Below are 15,325 nucleotides of genomic sequence, written 5' to 3'. Positions count from 1 at the left end.
AATCAGCCTTTTTCGTGGACGGGGGTTACCATCCACTCACGCCCCCTTAGCATGGCTTTCCAGTAGATTGGCGGCAGGATAATTTCTTTCAACCACCAAGCAAGGCGTGTGGGTTTGCGACCGTTCAAGACCCAAGAGGGGAAACTAGGCAACAGCTTACCGCCATAGCCGAACTCGGCGAGCACAATTTTTCCGCGCTCAACGGTAAGGGGGCAGCTACCATAACCGTTGTAATGAGCAACCCAGTTTTCTCTTCCCAGCTCGTGCAGCAGGTTGTTCGCAACAATCGGCGCTTGAACACGCGCTGCCGCAGCTGTTTTCGCGTTGGGTGCATTCTGGACATCGCCTAAAGACCAGACGTTATTGAAACGTTTGTGTTGTAGGGTTGTTTGATCAACGTCTACCCAGCCGTTGGCATCGGCAAGCTCCGATTGCGCCACAAAGTCGGGAGCGCACTGCGGGGGGCAGACGTGAATCATATCGAAGGTTTTTTCAACCACCTGAGTATTCCCTTCGGCGTCTTTCACCTCAAACCAAGCCGTTTTACTGGGGCCATCGATTTTGACAAGGTTGTGGTTAAAGGACAGCGTTGCATCGTATTTTTTGACGTATTCCATCAAAGCAGGCACGTATTCTTGGACGCCAAAGAGCACCGCACCGGCATTACAGAACTCGACATCGATATTGCCAAGCACCTGACTTTTTAACCAGTGATCGCTCGATAGATACATCGCCTTTTGAGGCGCACCGGCGCACTTAATAGGCATGGGGGGTTGAGTGAAGATCGCCTTTCCAGATTTAAGACCCTGAACTAACTTCCAGGTGTAAGGTGCTAAATCATAACGATAATTTGAGGTGACTCCATTGTGCCCAAGGGTCTCGGTCAGACCCTCCACGGCACCCCAGTTCAGCTTGAGCCCGGGCGCCACAACCAGCTGACGGTACTGCAGCACGCTGGCATCTTCCAAGGTCACTTGGTTACTGGCCGGCGCAAATGTGGCCACAGCCTCTTTAATCCAAACCACGCCTGAGGGTATGAGTGAGCTCATCGATTTAACGGTTTGCTCTTGCGTAAACACACCGCCACCGACCATGGTCCAGCCAGGCTGATAGTAGTGCACTTCCGCCGGATCCACGATGGCAATACTTAAATCCTGTGTGCGCTTGAGCAAGGAAGACGCAACCGAGATACCGCCAGCACCTCCACCAACAATGACTACGTCATACTCCTTAGGAGTAGGGGCCCTAGGCGCATCCGGATTCGCCGCTGCAAATTTCTCAGCCATACCACTTAAGTCATAGCCCACGCTCTCTGCGCGCTCAATCAGAGTCGCCGCTGGCACGCCTGTTCTCGCCTCACTTAAGGACCACAATGTGATCGACCGCGTGCCAGTGCGGCAATAGGCATGCACCTTACCATCCGCTGCGTCAACCGCCTGCCTAAATGCGTCGACTTGTTCGCCTGAGATCTGCCCGGGCGTGATCGCTTGATGAATAGCGATAATCCCATACTGAGCGGCAGCGGCTTGGATTTCGGTGAAAGTCAACTGATCACTGTCCTCACCATCTGGACGGTTACAAATAATGGTTTTCACGCCACTCGACGCCAAATCAGCGATGTCGCTGATGAGCAATTGGTCAGAGAGAGACAGCTTGTCATTAATGGTTGCAGTTTTCATAGTACGTCCCCTTAGAATTATGATTATACAAAGGCGTTAACAGGTAGTTTCAAAAAGACTCTACCGTCACTATCGGCCGGCGGCATATGACCCGCTCTCATGTTCACCTGAAGCGAGGGCAAAATCAAACGCGGCATACCTAAGGTCGCATCGCGCGCCTCACGCATGGCGACAAATTCGTCCTCACTGATCTTGTCGTTCACATGAATATTGCTTTTTTTCTCGGCCGCCACCGTGGTTTGATACTCAAGAGCCCGACCATTTGGGCAGTAATCGTGGCACATAAACAAGCGGAAATTCTCTGGCAACGAGAGCACACGCTTTATGGACCGATACAGAGTTCTTGCGTCGCCGCCGGGAAAATCAACGCGAGCCGTACCGCCATCGGGCATGAATAATGTGTCGCCGACAAACACGGCATCACCAATGATGTAGGTCATGCACGCAGGCGTATGTCCGGGCGTGTGCAATACCTTAATCTGCAGGTCCCCCATAGTGAGTTCCTCACCGTCTTCGACCAATACATCGAATTGTGAACCGTCGCGTTTAAATTCAGTCCCCTCGTTGAACACTTTTCCGAACGTCTCCTGCACGACTTGGATGTTCTTACCGATGACCAGCTTGCCCCCCAAGCGCTCCTGCAATACTGGCGCCGCTGACAGGTGATCCGCGTGCACATGGGTCTCGACAATCCATTCAAGCTCAAGCTGATGCTTCTCGATGTAATCAATAATACGCTGCACGCCAACCGTGGTTACCGTGCCCGACGGATAATCCAGATCCAGCACGGAATCAATCACTGCGCATCGCGAATCGCCCCTCTGATACACAACATATGAAAACGTATTCGTGTCGTCGTCATAAAACGGTACGACTTCAGGATAATGAGTCGTTTGAAGCTCAAATGGCAATGGGTTCATAACGTACCTCTATGAGTATGAATGGAGTTTCCGTTCAATCAATGCGAAAACCGTGCCACTTCTGGGGATCAATTCACAATATTAAAACTGGTTAAAAAACAGTGCCTTACACGCGCGCTACGCGAGTGGGTCAAAAATGACGCAAAGCGACTCGGGCGCCTTGTCAAAAATGACAAAATAAGTGACACTATTGGCATGAAATCCACTCTCACCAACCCAAAAGATCTACTCGATGTCATCGAGCTTCCGGCTATTGTTGTTTCCAAAGATTACGAGATAGAAGCAACTAACGCGGCTTACGAGTCCGCCTTCGGTCAGCTCGATCTGACGAATTCCCCGAAGTGTTATGCGGTATCGCACGGCTATGACAAACCCTGTGATCAGTCAGGAGAGGATTGCCCCATGCGTCAAGCTCGGGCATCAGGTAAAAAAACTCGCGTGCTGCATGTGCATCACACACCCAGAGGACGCGAGTACGTCGACGTTGAAATGACACCGATTCGTGATGACAGTGGGAACGTGACTCACTTCGTCGAAGTGCTACGATCGGTCGAGAACAAAGTGACCACGCACGAGCCGGTAAAAGTCGCAGGTAGTCACCCAGCTTTCCGTCAGGTACTCAGCCAAGTAAGCAGAGTGGCAGACAGCGATATCGCCGTTGTATTACTCGGCGAGTCAGGCACGGGCAAGGAGGTCATCGCTCAAGCCATTCATCAGCAAAGCGGTCGCAGTAAGCGCCCCATGGTCACGCTCGAATGCTCAGGCTTAACTGAGACACTCTTTGAAAGCGAGCTCTTCGGTCACACTAAGGGGGCCTTTACCGGCGCCAATTTTGAACGCCAAGGTCTGGCTTCTGCAGCTGACGGAGGAACACTCTTTTTAGATGAAGTAGGGGATATTCCACTCAACTTGCAGGTGAAGTTACTCCGACTCATTGAAACAGGTAGCTACCGCCCGATCGGATCAAGCGAATCAAAGCACACCGATTTTCGGTTGATCTGCGCCACTCATCACGATCTTTGGCGGCGCGTGCAAGAGGGGGCTTTTCGCTTAGACTTATATTATCGAATCAACGTATTCCCGATTCACATGCCGAGGCTTACCGACAGGCGTTCGGATATCCCCGTCATTGCCGACTCGATACTCGAAAGCCTTGGACCAAGAAATCGATACCACCTAACGCAAGCCGCGCAGAGCCTTTTAGAAGAGGCGGATTGGCCTGGCAACATACGTGAACTCAGAAATTTCTTGTTGCGGGCCTCAGTGCTTAACGATGGCAACGTCCTGGCTCAGGATCTCATTAACCGTCTTCTCAAAGAGCGAGCCATCGCCATGGGTGGGATCGAAAAGCTTAGCGATCCGAACAGCAAGTTAACGCATTACTCTCTGGCAGAACTCGAGCGTCGATATTTTGCAGAGCTACTAGAAGCGCATCAGGGCGATAAGAAGGCTGCCGCGAAACACGCAGGCATCAGCCTTCGGACCCTGTACCGTAAAATTGAAAGTTTGAGCTGAACTCATGCTCGACGCAGTGTTTCAAAAGCCTCTAGCTGAGTCGGAAATATCTTACCTGTCATGCGCGCACGAAACGTACTGTCGCGCAATTCATCCATTACATGCGGCTTCACTTCACTCAAGTTCAAGGTGATATTCAGCTCAGCTAAGCGATAATTTAACATCTCAAGGGTCTCTAGTGCGCTCATATCGATTGCGTTGACCGATGAGCACAGCAGTACGAGATGACGCAATCGTGGCCGAGCCGATATGGCGGCATAAACGACATCTTCAAGAAACGACGCATTGGGAAAATACAAGCTCTCGTCAATTCGCAAGGTGCAAACCAATGGATCTGTCACCACGTCGTGCCGGTCGGCATCACCAAAACGATCCGTACCTGGGAGCTTGCCCACGATCGCAACGTGTGGGTGCGATGTGCGGTAGTTGTGCACCAAAACCGATAAGGCAACGCCCACCAACAGACCACTTGAAACCCCAAAGGTCAGAGTCACAATAATCGTACCCAGGAGCGATCCGAAGTCCGCTGCCGAGGATTGCCAAGACCGAGCAATCATACCAAGATCCACAGGGCCCAGCACGGCGACAACAACAATTCCGGCAACAGCGGCAACTGGCACGTGAGACAAGATTCCAGTGAATAACACGGTAAATAACCCGACACCCCAGGCTGCAAAGATGAGAGCCAGGGGTGTGCGAGCGCCGGCGTCATAGTTGGCGAGCGATCGTGCCAAGCTGCCAGCAACCGGCAGACCGGATGAAAACGCGGAGACGAGATTGGCCGCGCCTAAACCCAGTAGCTCCTGGTCGGGCGATACGCGCTCACGGCGATTCGCTGCGAGCTTCCTCGCTGTGGAAATAGACTCTACGTAAGCGATCACAGCGATAAGGAAGGCGGGAGGGGCTAAGTGCAACCACAGATTAGGGTTTAATGTCGGAGCCGAGAGTGGCGGCGCTCCCGAAGGAACGGCGCCCAACACGGCCACCCCTTGCTCTTCGACACCCAGCAGAAACCCAAGATAAGACGCGCCAACCAGAGCCACCAAGGGCAAAAGTTTGACAGCGGAGTAGGTCACGGCTTTGGCAACGCTGAGCGCGTCCATCACGCCGATCATCAACAGCCGGGCGAGCACTAAAAACGCGATCGTCAAAAGCCCCAACGACACACTTTCACGACTGACAAATTCGTCACTAACAATCAAGGCGTACAGTACATCCGGCACCGTTTCACCACCGTTGCTTATGCCTAATATGGCGGGCAGTTGGCTGACTGCTATGACGACACCCGATGCCGATATAAAACCGGACACCACAGGGCGACTCAGGAAGTTGGCAATAAATCCAAAACGAAACAAACCCAGTAATGTCAGTGAAATTCCCACAATGACTGTCAGAGTAGCCATCACCTGTAAGGGATCCAACTTTAACAGCGACGACGCTTCATTAATCGTCGTGGCTGTTAAAATCGAGACGATAGCCACCGGCCCGACTGAAAGTGTTCGCCCAGTACCAAGCAGAGCATAAATCACGGCCGGCAAAATGGCCGAATACAAACCAACTTGAACGGGGACACCTGCAACTAGGGCAAAACCTAATGCTTGGGGTACCATGGTGGCAATCAATACCCCGGACGCAACAAGGTCCCGAGCCAAAACGCGTTCGTTATAGCCACTGATCCATGCAAGTGCTGGCAGTCCGAGCTTCAAGCAGTTACGCCCCTAAAAATAAACCGTGTAGAGTCATCTAATTATCGGCACTCAGACCGAAAAATTGAATAACTTTCGCACCCAAATGCTTGTAATCCACTCGAGGTAATAGAGAATGCTCGTAAAAAGGAGAGAGATATGACACCGTGGTCGCAATACAACTTGGGTGATGAAATACCACCGCCCGAAAATCTTGAGCCCGTACTAGAATTTCTGTCGATACGACGATCGAGTCTTGCCACAAACCTTGAGTCTCCCGGCCCGACACAGCAGGAGCTAGCCCGCATCCTCACCATTGCCGCTCGAGTACCCGATCATCGTCGCTTGAGCCCGTTTCGCTTCATCGTTATCGAAGGTGACAGACGCAATACCTTGGGCGATCTTTGCCTTCAAGTCGCTCTGCAATCAAACCCGGAATTGCCCGAGCCGTTGCAGCATATTGAACGGACACGCTTGTTGCGCGCGCCCACAATTATTGCTGTCGCCTACAGCCCCAAACACGACGGAAAAACACCTGAATGGGAGCAAACACTGGCCTGCGGGGCGTGTTGCTACAACCTGCTGTTGGCTGCCAAAGCCTCTGGATTTGGTGCTCAATGGATCACTGAATGGCTGACCTACGATAATACGATTGCGAGCGCTCTAGGCCTTTTGGACCATGAACGGATTGCAGGCTTTATCTACATTGGAACCAATAAAGAACCCCTGAAAGAGAGGGCACGCCCGGATCTCGCCAAACTCATTACCTACTTGTAAATAAGGCCGACTATGATTTCACTGCACGATAAAACATTTTTAGTCACTGGAGCGGGGTCGGGTATCGGAGCGGCCACGGCAGCTCGAATAATTGCGCTAGGTGGCAAAGTGGTGGGGATCGATCGAACCATCGAACCCAAACAAGACGACCGGCAGCTTAACGTCACGGCCGATGTGACCTCGCCAAGCGAACTAGAACAAGCGGTTGCGACCGCCAAATCGCACTTTGGCGCCTTACATGGCGCAGTCACCTGCGCTGGCCTGTCCGTCCCAGGCGACGCGCTAGCGACAGATACCGAAGCGTGGGAGCGAGCTCTATCTGTCAATTTGACGGGCACCTGGTTAACAGCCAAGGCTTTGTTGCCTGCGTTAATTGAGCAAGGCGAGGGCGCAATCGTTACCGTAGCCAGCGTATATGGCATGGTCGGATGTGCGGGCAACATGCCATACAACGTCACCAAAGGTGGTGTTCTGCAGCTCACGCGCTCACTCGCAGCAGACTATGCAGCGCATGGCATCCGTGTGAACTCGGTTAGCCCCGGCTACATTAGCACACCCATGACAGATATCATCAGCACCTATCCGCCCGGTGAGCAGGCCTTTATCAAGATGCATCCTTTGAATCGGCCGGGCACTCCCGACGAAGTCGCCAACGTCATCGCATTTTTGCTCAGCGATGCAGCGTCGTTCATGACGGCCGCCAACGTTCCGGTCGACGGCGGTTTTAGTGGCGTCAAAGATATTTTGGTAAGCTGACAAACTAAGCGGAGCGTAAAGTTCGTAGCGCAATGCCCACGCTACGAAATTCAAACTACGTCGAGCGAAACGCTACAATATGCGCCTCTCAATGGCACAATAAATCCAATAAAATCATTATCTTATAAACCAATCAGAGACTTCACATGAATTTAAATCTTGACGGAAAACTTGCGTTTATCAGCGGCGCTGACCGCAGAACCGGCAAGGTAATCGCAGAAACACTTGCCCGCGAGGGCTGCCTTACGGTCGTTCACAGCCAAGATACCTTACCCAGTACCGAACGCGCCGTTGTTGGCGACGTGCGGACCGAAGCAGGGCGGCAGGACGTTATTCGGCAACTACACGACAACCGTTGGCTGCCGGACATACTGATTAACAACTACGGAACGACCGACAATCACACCTGGGACAGCAGCGACGAAGCTAAGTGGTTAGAGATGTTTCAAACGAACACCTTATCTGCACTGCGACTGGCTCAAGCGCTTGCACCAACGATGAAAGCTCGGGGCTGGGGTCGCATCGTGCACTTGGGCACGATAGGCTCTCATCAGCCGGCTGCTGAGCGTCCTGCATATTACGCGGCAAAAGGCGCGCTCAGTAACGCTACCGTGAGTCACGCGCAAGCACTGAGAAGTACCGGGGTTACGGTCAACACCATAGCGCCAGGGTTAATTCGAACCGAAGATACCGAAACCATCTTCGCCAACATAGCCCGTAAACGTGGCTGGGTTGGTGACTGGGACGCAATAGAATCGCGCGTGTGCGAAGAGTTGTTTCCAAACTTAACGCGACGGATGGTCACGCGCCAAGAAGTCGCCGATTTGGTGGCTTTCGTGAGCAGCCCCTTGGCTGCGTCTATCACGGGACAAACGCTCAGAATCGACGGAGGGGCGGTACTGTATGTATGACCGCTGCAAGGCAACACTACTTGCACATCCTTTATTTAACATAATATATATTATACGCACATATAGACAAAATCATTATTATGACTGCCATCCTGATTGCGTCGCCGTATAAACAACTGGCGGCACTAGCGCCTCACACTTCATTTATGCCTGAGACTTGAACGCATAAGCGCACACGAGGTTGTAACCTATGCAATAATCCAACACATATCAGACACCTGAGGCTACAAACACAAAATGAAAACCTTACTGAGGAACTTGAGTATCGCGCTGCTGATTCTGACGATTACAGTTTTAGCATGGCTCACTGACCCCAGCCAAGAAGATCCCTGCGAATCGATCGATGATGACGTAGCCGGTGTTCTGCTCGGTGATGACGAATCGATGGAAGGAATGGAGACTCGAGCACTTGGCGCCGCAGCTCAGTGTAAAAAGCCCAAAAAAGACACGCCGCCTGAGCCCGAGTAAGAATCCTAAATTTTAATTCAACCGCTCGTAGTAAGTCGCACGTTCAGCGATGCGCGCCGCGTCAGTAATTAGCCGATCAGATCTAGGCGCCACCTGTTCTGACGCCTGCAGCAATGACAACGCTTTTTCCTTGTCGCCTTTACCTAAGGCGTATTCAGCATAAAGCATGTAAAAATCTAGGTTATCAGCGCCTGCTTGTTCGGCCTCTTCGAAGAACTTGCGAGCCTTTTTGTCATTGCCAAAGCCAATGGGCCAGCCAGGCACTTTGGAATGCAGAGTCCCTAAGCTCGCTAAGGCCGCCGGCGTCACTTCAGGATCGCCCGCTTTCAAGGCCGACTCGAAGTCTTGTTTGGCCTGCTTGGCATGACCCAAAGCATTCAAGCCCCCTATTTCCCCCGCATACGACGACTCGATGATGCCAGCCCACAAAAAGCTCTTTGCTGTTGCTGTAGGTGCAGACCGCAGGGTCTCGGCGCGTTCAAGCAAGGTATCAAAGGCCCGTTTTTGTTCATCGCCCTCAAGCGTGAAATTAGCGATCTCCCAGTCTGTAATGACTTGCTTGAGGTCCTCAGACCAAGCCAAAACACTGGCGCAACTGAATACGAATACTACGATGACTCTGACTAGCCCGTTCATCTGACAACCTCGCTGATCAATGATTATTGACTATTGTGAAGCCCCAATGTTAAGAATCCCTTAAGAAGGGACACCGACGACAGCAGGAGCATACACTGCTTCAAACTCGGGCGGCATTCTGGCCGGAGCACCTGTATCTAGGCGGATGCACACAAATTGCCATACCCCCTGACACACAAGCGTGCCATCGAATTGCTTGCGGACCTCGAACCGACGCTCCATAGTCAAGCGTTTGGAGATATCGGTTAACCATGTACCAACAAGCAGTTCGTCTCCCTCATACGTCGCTTTAAGGTAATCAAATTCGCTACGCACGACCGCCATAGCACGCCCCAGAGTCTGATACATTTCTAAGCTCATGCCCAACGCCGCAGAATGTGCCCAGGCCGCCTCTTCGCACCACTGGATGTATTGGGTGTTGTTACTATGACCTAATCCATCGATATGTTCGCTGCTCACACAGATGGCATGGATATAGGGGTTAGGATAGCGCCAATTCATCAAAACCATCGCTTTGATTGCTGTGCCCAGAGCTGCTCAAAGGCTTTGACAACACCCTGCTCCGCCGCAAACCCTAAGCGCTCAGCCAGGGTTCTTTTTTGCTCGTAACTCACCCGAAAAACCTGGCTGGTCTGCAGCGCCTCCAAAATGAGGTCATCACTTGTCGCTATCCGATCGACCAACCCTTTATTGACCGCCTCTTTACCGTACCAAATCTCACCGGTAGCAACAGCTTCGATGTCGAGATTGGGCCGATGCTCTTGAACAAAGGCTTTGAAAAGATCGTGGGTTGACTCTAAATCCTCAATGAATTTTTGACGCCCCTCTTCGGTGTTCTCACCCAACACGGTCAATGTGCGCTTGTATTTACCCGCCGTTAGGATCTCAACATCTACGTCATTCTTTTTCAGCAACCGGTGCACGTTGGGCACCTGAGCAACCACGCCAATCGAGCCAATGACGCTGAAAGGTGCAGCCGCAATCTCATCCGCAACGCAGGCCATCATATACCCACCACTGGCCGCAACCGCATCGACACTGACGATTAACTTAATGCCCGCATTTTTAATTCGATCGAGTTGGCTTGCTGCCAGGCCGTAGCTATGAACCATGCCTCCTGGACTCTCCAACCGTAAGATGACGGTGTCTCCCTCAGCCTTATTGGCCACCAGCGTGCTAATCTCTTTACGTAACCCCTCTACTGCCGAGGCCTTGATGTCGCCATCAAAATCCATGACAAATACCCGAGGCCGGGCTGCTTCTTCCGCGTCGGCCTTTTTATCCGCCTTTTTTGAGGCTTTGGCCTGAGCTTTTTTGGTCTTTTTCTCGTCCTTTTTGTGGCGCTTGTAGTCCTCAGGCTCTAACACCGAGGCGAGAAAATCATCGAGATTATCTTCGTGGTCATCGTTCAAGCTTTGAATTTTGACTCGACCCTCGCGCTGATCACCTTTTTGTCGCTGACTGAGGCTCGCGACAAATCCGACAAACACAATGAGCGCCACCAAAACCGTGACACTTTTCAGCAAAAACACACCGTAATCGGCGATCCATTCCATGGTCAGACCTACTCAAATAAGTTAATTTGTTGATCCCGAAGTTCGCAATAATGCTGAATCAAACGCCCTGCAATGCTCATGGTTGGCGGGATATTTCTGGGTAGGTCGCGATAATCGAACCACTGAGCCTCGGCGATTTCTACCCCGTCTACCTGAATCTCACCGCCCACGTACTGGGCAAAGTAGCCCAGCATCAGCTGATCTGGAAATGGCCAAGCCTGCGAGTCGAAATACTGTAGCTTTCCGCTGACCAAGCCGACTTCCTCGAAAATCTCCCGAGCAATCGTTTGTTCGGCACTTTCACCCGCCTCCACGAAACCTGCGAGCGTCGAGAACATAGGCCGAGGGAAGCGTGCATTGCGCGCTAAAAGCAGTCGATCGCCATCAACGACAAGAGCAATCCCGCAGGGCGATACGCGAGGATACGATGTAAACCCGCAACCTTCACACTGCAAACCGGGCTCGCTGGGATGCACCGTGTTTCGCGATCCACAGACGCCACAAAAACGATGGGTATGACGCCAATGTGCCAAATGAGCACCTCTTGAGATGATGTCCCGGTCTGGCATTGGCGCTTGAGGTAACACCCTATACAAATTCGTCGGCATAAACCGCATAGGGTCAAGTGCGACACCTTTGGCGGTGTGATAAGCACTTACGCGCTGTCCATCGTATTCGCCAACTTCTTGGCGACTGTTTGGGTCGAGCAATTCCGGTTCAACATGCAAAGCTTTATGAAGATACCCCGGTTGCAGGTGCATATCACACACCAGCTCCCCTTCATGAAAAATTAATATTTGATCGTCATTATTCATAGTATTTCCGTCATACCGCTTGAGGCTTGGCATGGTATGCCCTTGTGTGTGTCAGAGCAAGTCGACGCTAAATTGCTCTGGCCACTTTTCAGGGGACTGCGCATGGCATAGACTTGAGCACTTTATTCACGACTAAACGGGAAATAATAATGAGCGACAGCACAGCCAGCGCCCTTTGGGGCAACTTCCTTGGCAACTCGCCGAACTGGTACAAACAAACGATTATTGGCTTTCTTATTATCAACCCGATTATTTTAGCCATTGCAGGCCCGTTTTTTTTGGGCTGGTGTTTGATAGCGGAGTTCATTTTTACATTAGCACTGGCCTTACGCTGTTACCCCCTGCAACCGGGTGGCTTGCTCGCCATCGAAGCTGTGCTGATGGGCATGGCTTCGCCCGAAGCGGTTTATCATGAGGCCGCGGCAAACTTTGAGGTCATCTTACTCTTAATGTTTATGGTGGCGGGCATTTACTTCATGAAGGACTTGTTGTTATTTGTTTTTACTAAGCTTCTCTTGAACGTTAAGTCCAAGAAGGTTTTAGCCCTGATGTTTTCTCTAGTAGCCGCAGTTCTTTCCGCTTTTTTAGATGCTCTTACTGTAACCGCCGTTCTGATCAGCGTTGGCGTCGGCTTTTATGCTGTGTACCACCGTTTTGCTTCTGGGAAAAATTTGCAGCATATCGATCACGACCACGCCGACGACGTCAGTATTCACGAGCATCATCATGAAGATCTAGAGCAATTTCGTGCTTTTCTTCGATCTCTGTTGATGCATGGCGCCGTAGGCACCGCACTTGGTGGTGTTTGCACACTGGTCGGCGAACCACAAAACTTGCTTATCGCCACCGTAGCCGGCTGGGACTTCGTAGGCTTCTTCATCAAAATGGCACCGATTACCATGCCGGTACTCGTCGCAGGTTTGCTGACCTGTTACTTCTTAGAGGTGACAGGTAAATTTGGTTACGGTGCCGAACTGCCCCACAACGTGCGATTGGTATTAGAAGACTTCCAGCGCGGGGAAGAAATCAAACGCAATCCAACCAGCAATGCCAAACTCGCAGTGCAAGGCTTGGTGGCCGTTATACTTGTGGTAGCTTTAGCGATGCATTGGGCGGCTGTAGGCCTTATTGGACTTATGGTGATTGTGCTGTTAACGGCCTTCAACGGCATCGTCGAAGAGCATCAGATTGGCCACGCGTTTGAGGAGGCCTTACCGTTTACCGCGCTTTTAGTCGTGTTCTTTGCCATTGTCGCGGTCATTCACGAGCAACATCTATTTACTCCGGTTATCGACGCCGTATTGCACATGAATTCAGACATTCGGCCGTCCATGTTCTTTTTGGCTAACGGCGTGTTATCAATGATTAGTGACAACGTGTTTGTTGCAACGGTATACATCAGCGAGGTAAAACAAGCACTAGATGCCGGTACAATTACTCGGTTGGAGTTTGACCACATGGCTGTTGCAATTAACACCGGCACCAACCTGCCCAGCGTCGCCACACCCAATGGTCAGGCCGCGTTCTTATTCCTGCTGACTTCTGCTCTCGCGCCCTTAATTCGCCTATCCTACGGTCGCATGGTGATTATGGCATTTCCGTATACTTGTGTGCTTACTTCCGTTGGCTTGTTTTGCGTTTGGGAATTTCTATGACATGCAAGTCAAGTCAGGGATTCATCGAGACGGCGCCATAGGGCGCCGTCACTTTTATTATCCAACAAATCTAGATACGCCTCATGGGCTTGTGACTCCTCAGCGTTCGCAGGCACCACAGGCAAAGAGAGACCCGCTCGCTGAACCCGCACAATTTCGCCCGTCACCCAATTTGACTGCTCACCACCCTCACGATTTTCAGACTGCAGTGTCAAGGCAGTTTGTCCGCCGGTCATCGCCAAGTACACGTCGGCGAGAATCTCAGAGTCCAATAAGGCGCCGTGCAAATCACGACTGGAGTTATCCACATCATAGCGAGTGCACAAGGCGTCCAGCGTATTGCGCTGCCCGGGGTGTTTTCTGCGCGCCATGACCAGCGTGTCAATGACCCCACACAGGGACTCTACTGTGGGCATCGGTGCCGCGCGACGCTCACTCTCAAGGCTTAACTCGTAATCCAAAAACCCAATATCGAAGGGCGCGTTGTGAATGATAAGTTCCGCGCCTTTGATGAATTCCAGAAATTCATCTGCAATCGCAGAAAACAGGGGTTTATCCTGCAAAAATTCATTGCTGATACCGTGCACTTCCATAGCGCCGGGATCCACCTCGCGCTGAGGATTAATGTATTGATGAAAGTGACGGCCGGATAAGCGCCTATTGATGAGCTCAACACACCCGATTTCGATGACCCGATGACCGTCCGAGGTTTCTAAACCCGTTGTTTCGGTATCCAACACAATTTGTCTCATGACGCTGCCCTCAGCTGTTCAATGCCCTGATTGGCGAGTTGATCCGCACGCTCGTTGCCCTGATTACCACTGTGACCTTTCACCCAATGCCAGTTGATTTCGTGCTGACCAATGGCTGCATCGAGCGCTTGCCAAAGATCTTTGTTCTTTACCAGTTGTTTCGACGCAGTGCGCCAATTATTGCGCTTCCAGTTCGACATCCACTTCGTCACACCATCACGCACGTAAACAGAGTCCGTGTAAATGTCGACGGTACAGGGTACTTTCAAGGTTTCAAGAGCCTTTATGGTGGCGGTCAGCTCCATGCGATTGTTTGTGGTGTCATGCTCACCTCCACACATTTCTTTTTCATGCTCGCCAGCACGAAGCCACGCACCCCACCCACCGATACCTGGGTTGCCTTTGCATGCCCCATCAGTGTAAATCACGACATTTCTAGTCATTATTTTGCAGCGTTTCCTTAGTTTGTCTGGAGGTTACCACGGACTTACCTATACCGATGGTCCTCAGTCTCGGCCTAAAACGAGCCAAATGGGGTCTGTTGATCGCACAGACCTGCTTGGTCGCACGAATAAAATACAAGCGCCCCGCCGGCATTCGATGCGCCTCCAACCACCGTGTCACCTTAGAGAGCGCTCGACTCAGTTTGGAGTGAGTGCCAGAGTATGGCAAGTGCGCGAAATACCGCAGGCGAGTTCGCTCCATTCCCAACAACCGGAACCAATCATCTAAGCGATGCACGCTCAATGCCGATCGCGGGCTTGTTTGCTCCCGCAATGTGAGCTTCGCAAGCAGTCCACTCAGTGCGCTGAGGCTACTGGGGTTCAAGCCAAGCAAAAACAACTGGCCCTGCGGCGCCAAAACACGCTGTATTTCTCGGAGCACCTGGTGCGGGTTCGAGGACGTGTCCAAACTGTGCATCGCGATCAGCACGTCAATACTGTCTGCATCGAACGGCAGATGCTCGGACTCAGACACAACCTCACCGTCAGGCTGGCATCGAACGCAGTGATTAATTTTTGAACTTTGATAGCAGGCAACGAAGCGAATATCGGCCAACTGAACGAGATGATATCCAAAACAGGTTGGCAGCGCCTGGTCCAACTCGCGCTTAACGCAGGCAAGCGCATCCTGCAGCGATGGCCGATGGTACCATTGCTGAATGATCTCGCTTTGTCTTGTTGACACACTCATAGTGGT

The 15,325-nt window shown here is 51.8% G+C and carries 16 protein-coding genes; 6 read left to right on the top strand and 10 right to left on the bottom strand.

All coding sequences use genetic code 11. From position 1 onward, the window contains the following. Positions 1–2: 2 nt before the first annotated feature. Together EYZ66_RS06925 and EYZ66_RS06920 are read right to left on the bottom strand one after the other, a co-directional pair. A complete protein-coding gene (locus tag EYZ66_RS06925) occupies positions 3–1,679 on the bottom strand; it encodes a bifunctional protein tyrosine phosphatase family protein/NAD(P)/FAD-dependent oxidoreductase (protein ID WP_009575400.1) in 1,677 nt (558 codons plus the stop codon). A 23-nt stretch (positions 1,680–1,702) separates the two neighbouring features. Continuing rightward, the gene (locus tag EYZ66_RS06920) at positions 1,703–2,599 is read right to left on the bottom strand and encodes an MBL fold metallo-hydrolase (RefSeq protein WP_160195630.1); all 897 of its coding nucleotides are present in this window, start codon (positions 2,597–2,599) and stop codon (positions 1,703–1,705) included. 195 nt (positions 2,600–2,794) lie between these two features. On the opposite strand from EYZ66_RS06920, the gene EYZ66_RS06915 reads away from it, so the two are divergent. Next, positions 2,795–4,114, top strand: coding sequence for a sigma-54 interaction domain-containing protein (locus EYZ66_RS06915; protein WP_040816400.1), 1,320 nt, complete (start codon positions 2,795–2,797; stop codon positions 4,112–4,114). Positions 4,115–4,116: 2 nt separating this feature from the next. Here EYZ66_RS06915 and EYZ66_RS06910 read toward each other — a convergent pair whose 3' ends face one another. Further along, positions 4,117–5,820 carry a SulP family inorganic anion transporter gene (locus tag EYZ66_RS06910; protein WP_009575403.1) on the bottom strand — a complete coding sequence of 568 codons (1,704 nt, stop codon included), beginning with the start codon at positions 5,818–5,820 and terminating at the stop codon, positions 4,117–4,119. Between the two features lie 138 nt (positions 5,821–5,958). Between EYZ66_RS06910 and EYZ66_RS06905 the strand changes: the two genes are divergently transcribed. From EYZ66_RS06905 to EYZ66_RS06890, 4 genes are all read left to right on the top strand, one after another. Further along, positions 5,959–6,576 (top strand): nitroreductase family protein, encoded by a 618-nt coding sequence (locus EYZ66_RS06905; RefSeq protein ID WP_009575404.1) that lies wholly within the window; start codon positions 5,959–5,961, stop codon positions 6,574–6,576. A gap of 12 nt (positions 6,577–6,588) precedes the next feature. Then, positions 6,589–7,332 carry an SDR family NAD(P)-dependent oxidoreductase gene (locus EYZ66_RS06900; protein ID WP_009575405.1) on the top strand — a complete coding sequence of 248 codons (744 nt, stop codon included), beginning with the start codon at positions 6,589–6,591 and terminating at the stop codon, positions 7,330–7,332. Between the two features lie 146 nt (positions 7,333–7,478). Then, a complete protein-coding gene (locus EYZ66_RS06895; RefSeq protein ID WP_009575406.1) occupies positions 7,479–8,243 on the top strand; it encodes an SDR family NAD(P)-dependent oxidoreductase in 765 nt (254 codons plus the stop codon). Positions 8,244–8,480: 237 nt separating this feature from the next. After that, positions 8,481–8,711 (top strand): hypothetical protein, encoded by a 231-nt coding sequence (locus EYZ66_RS06890; protein WP_009575407.1) that lies wholly within the window; start codon positions 8,481–8,483, stop codon positions 8,709–8,711. A 12-nt stretch (positions 8,712–8,723) separates the two neighbouring features. Here EYZ66_RS06890 and EYZ66_RS06885 read toward each other — a convergent pair whose 3' ends face one another. Genes EYZ66_RS06885 through nudC form a run of 4 tightly spaced genes read right to left on the bottom strand, consistent with a single transcriptional unit; the run spans position 8,724 to position 11,718 of the window. Next, positions 8,724–9,347, bottom strand: coding sequence for a tetratricopeptide repeat protein (locus EYZ66_RS06885; RefSeq protein WP_009575408.1), 624 nt, complete (start codon positions 9,345–9,347; stop codon positions 8,724–8,726). Between the two features lie 60 nt (positions 9,348–9,407). Further along, positions 9,408–9,848: an acyl-CoA thioesterase gene (locus EYZ66_RS06880; RefSeq protein WP_009575409.1), complete on the bottom strand. Its 441-nt coding sequence runs from the start codon at positions 9,846–9,848 to the stop codon at positions 9,408–9,410. Beyond that, positions 9,848–10,903 carry a protease SohB gene (gene sohB, locus EYZ66_RS06875; RefSeq protein ID WP_009575410.1) on the bottom strand — a complete coding sequence of 352 codons (1,056 nt, stop codon included), beginning with the start codon at positions 10,901–10,903 and terminating at the stop codon, positions 9,848–9,850. The genes EYZ66_RS06880 and sohB overlap by 1 nt, the downstream gene beginning before the upstream one ends. A gap of 8 nt (positions 10,904–10,911) precedes the next feature. After that, positions 10,912–11,718 (bottom strand): NAD(+) diphosphatase, encoded by an 807-nt coding sequence (nudC, locus tag EYZ66_RS06870; RefSeq protein WP_050793395.1) that lies wholly within the window; start codon positions 11,716–11,718, stop codon positions 10,912–10,914. A gap of 149 nt (positions 11,719–11,867) precedes the next feature. On the opposite strand from nudC, the gene nhaB reads away from it, so the two are divergent. Next, positions 11,868–13,373 (top strand): sodium/proton antiporter NhaB, encoded by a 1,506-nt coding sequence (gene nhaB / locus EYZ66_RS06865; RefSeq protein ID WP_009575414.1) that lies wholly within the window; start codon positions 11,868–11,870, stop codon positions 13,371–13,373. 8 nt (positions 13,374–13,381) lie between these two features. Here the strand turns inward: nhaB and dnaQ are convergent, their stop codons facing one another. The 3 genes from dnaQ to EYZ66_RS06850 are packed head-to-tail and all read right to left on the bottom strand — an operon-like array spanning position 13,382 to position 15,319. Beyond that, positions 13,382–14,125, bottom strand: a complete 744-nt coding sequence (gene dnaQ, locus EYZ66_RS06860) for a DNA polymerase III subunit epsilon (protein ID WP_009575415.1) — start codon at positions 14,123–14,125, stop codon at positions 13,382–13,384. Beyond that, entirely contained in the window at positions 14,122–14,568 is a 447-nt protein-coding gene (gene rnhA / locus EYZ66_RS06855) for a ribonuclease HI (RefSeq protein WP_009575416.1), read from the bottom strand. The genes dnaQ and rnhA overlap by 4 nt, the downstream gene beginning before the upstream one ends. Next, on the bottom strand, positions 14,561–15,319 hold the full coding sequence (locus EYZ66_RS06850) for a class I SAM-dependent methyltransferase (RefSeq protein ID WP_009575417.1): 759 nt from the start codon (positions 15,317–15,319) through the stop codon (positions 14,561–14,563). Before EYZ66_RS06850 ends, rnhA begins: the two co-directional genes overlap by 8 nt. Between the last annotated feature and the right edge of the window lie 6 nt (positions 15,320–15,325).

The sequence above is a fragment of the Aequoribacter fuscus genome (genome assembly GCF_009910365.1).
Classification (GTDB): Bacteria; Pseudomonadota; Gammaproteobacteria; order Pseudomonadales; family Halieaceae; genus Aequoribacter; species Aequoribacter fuscus.
The sequence above is the reverse complement of the archived record's forward strand: the minus strand, read 5'-3'. Positions and strand labels throughout refer to the sequence as shown.